Origin of the sequence: Helicobacter sp. 10-6591, from assembly GCF_003288805.1 — a bacterium.
Taxonomy (GTDB): Bacteria; Campylobacterota; Campylobacteria; order Campylobacterales; family Helicobacteraceae; genus Helicobacter_F.
On the sequence record NZ_NHYK01000039.1, the window covers coordinates 1 to 2,815 of the forward strand.

General features: G+C 36.4%; 2 protein-coding genes and 1 pseudogene. All 3 read right to left on the reverse strand.

Annotated features, from left to right (window positions below):
• Positions 1 to 1,617: hypothetical protein (locus CCY97_RS08035; protein ID WP_146744540.1), on the reverse strand; the 1,617-nt coding region annotated here is incomplete at its 3' end.
• Positions 1,618 to 1,709: 92 nt separating this feature from the next.
• Positions 1,710 to 1,886 (reverse strand): SH3 domain-containing protein, encoded by a 177-nt coding sequence (locus CCY97_RS08040; protein WP_112064948.1) that lies wholly within the window; start codon positions 1,884 to 1,886, stop codon positions 1,710 to 1,712.
• A 250-nt stretch (positions 1,887 to 2,136) separates the two neighbouring features.
• A pseudogene (locus tag CCY97_RS08335) lies at positions 2,137 to 2,815 on the reverse strand (autotransporter outer membrane beta-barrel domain-containing protein); the annotation flags it as partial.

Genomic DNA, 2,815 nt, shown 5'->3' on the forward strand with positions numbered 1-2,815 from the left:
AACAGAATCTAAGAATGTAGCTCTTGCAGTAGCTGTGGTTATAAGTGTTCTGTTTAATGCAGCAGCTGCTGTTTTAGAACCATCTATGTTGGCAACAAGACCTCTTAAAAGATCACCTGTTATAGTTACTGCACCATTGCCACCACTTGTTTGTACTTGTGTATGTGCTACTGCTTCTGCTTTCTTGCTTCCTTGTATAGCATTTGCTACTTTGGTGACATCTGTATCACCTTCACTGATTGTGAGTTTCTCTAAAGTTATATTGCCATTACCTTCAAATTGGACTGTTTTCAGATTGCCATTGCCATCTCGATTCTCTAACTTCCAATCTTTTATCTTTATCTCACCAGAGCCATTGTTTTTGATTACAGTGTTATTGCCTGTTTTTCCTTGATTATCAATTGCTAATTCATGGCTACCATTATTTGTGATATTTCCTTTGAGTGTTCCTCCACTTTCATTTTTTACTACTCCTTCTATTCTGCCATTACTACCTATTACAAGTACATCTCCACCTTCTTTTGAGCCTAATTGGCCTTCATTTATAATCCCAGCAGTTTTACCTTGTATGACTCCATCTACTTTGATTTGGCCTGTGATTTTGGTTTTACCACCGGAATTTGCAATCTTAATCCCTGCGCCTTCTTCTGCAGTAATAGTTCCTGTATTATTGATAGTACCTATAGAAGATAGGTTGCCATTATTAGCAAATTCGATATGTATGCCATCTTGTTTGCCTTTGATGAGCCCAGAATTTTCTAATGTCTTTATGCCGGCAGCATTATTGTTATCGCAATTATTAGCACTGCCGCAGTTATAGACTGCGATAGCATGGCTATTTTCGCTTATAAGAGTTCCTGTGTTTCTGAGCAGATCTATTCCATTTTTGTTTGTACTCACAGCACCAATATACACAGCAGCATGTTTTGCTTTGATAAGGCCTGAGTTTTCTAAAGTATGGTTGCTATTACCAGATTTCGTATCTTGAAAATTTACACCTCTGTTGTTTGATTCTATCGTTCCCTGATTGATAATCTTGGCGTTATTGCCCCAGATGTGTATAGCATCGCCACCTGTACTAGAGGATTTGATGACACCAGTATTGGTATTAGTGAGGGTCATGGTGGCAGAACTTCCTATGTGGATAGCATCACCGCCTTTATTGAGTGATTCTATCGTTCCCTCATTGATAAAGTTTGCGATAGTAGCATTTCCTTGGACTTCTACTACACCTTGACTATTACTATTACTTTGACTATTACCTTGATTACTACCATTTTTATTACCATTTAACACTCCTTTGTTTGTGATGGTGGGGATATAGACAGGTCCACGGATATTAATGATTTGGTTTGCTCCATTGATGGTACCACTATTTATAAGGAGTGATGTGATTGTTGTGTTGCTACCATTTTTTTTATCTACTTTGATCATACCCCATTGACCACTTGGACTTATAGTCGTAGTGCCACCATTAGTATTATTACTTCCACTGTGATTGCCTACGTTAATCTGCCAATTATTATCTGGATGATCAGCTACTGCACTTGAGACACAAAGAGACAAAGCTGCTATGGTTGAGACAAACTTAGGTGAATATGTTGTTGTATTTCTCATAGTTATTCCTTTATCAAAAATTGAACGCTGAACTTTCGTAACGCTGAACTTTCGTATTAATTTGGTTAATAATGAGAAAAACAAAAATATACTTAGTTTTGTATATAAACGTTTCGTAACAAACTAGGTAAAAACACAAATCCAGCCTGTATATGAGCAAAGCGCAATGAGGTATCAAAATGTGTGATAAGAACAGGCGTACCAGCAAAGATAAGAGAGTTTTGCCATCTGTCAAAGGGATAGCCTGTTTTCTTAGAAAACTTCGGCATAAGAGTAGGCACTGCTCTGACATTTGTAGTTTTGGTAATGATGCCTTTGCTGAGGGATAAGATTCTAAACGCATAGAATCAAGTAGCTCTTGAGTCTCTTGCAAGCTTGATTTTGCAATCCAAGATTCTCAAGTCGCAAGATATTTTGCTTTGATTCTTTAGAATCTGATGAGCCAGAGTGTTTCTTGAATGAAGTGTTTAATAAGAATAAGAAAAGACTAAAGAGATCTAGATTTCTTTAGTCTTTTCCCTACCACATAAAATTCAACTTCATATAACCAGTATGCTGTGTAAGCTTAGAGTTAAAGGTAGTGTTGTAGTTAAATGTTATATAAAACCTTTCATCCAAAGGAATAGCAAGATTAGCTCCTAAGAAAGCTAAGAGAGGATCTATCTTAGTACTTCCTTCACCATAAGATGCATTACCCATATTGGTATATGTTCCTTTAGGATTAGCAATTTGGGGATTGAGAGTGTATTCTGCACCAACATTTATAAGAGTCTTTGTGTATTTGCTCCAATCCATAAACCAAGAGAATTGTGTTCTTGTCTTATAGAGATTGGTTGTATGGGTATTGGTTATTCTCGCATATGTGTTTTGGGTATTAGTAAGAGCATATTTAGGAGTATATCCTCCTTCATAGCCTATACCCAATTCAGGTGAGAAAATACTCTTAGCAACTCTAAGATGTACTCCTATATCTGAGCTTAGAGCATAAGCATAAGTAGCAGGAGTTCCAGAATACTCTATTTCACCTTTTTGGGTCATATTGTTTTTTATAAGACCTGCTTGTGCATTTATCTTTATATAGGCTTGTTTGTTTAGAGATGGAGTGAGAGGATTGTAGTATTTTAATCCAGCAAAATATGTCTTATTGTCTAGTTTGAAATACTCTGAATGTGAATTGAAATCATCATATCCTATATAG

Bases quoted from the DNA above. Each gene is read 5' to 3' on its own strand.
- CCY97_RS08040 (WP_112064948.1), bottom strand. From the start codon at position 1,886: ATGCCGAAGTTTTCTAAGAAAACAGGCTATCCCTTTGACAGATGGCAA.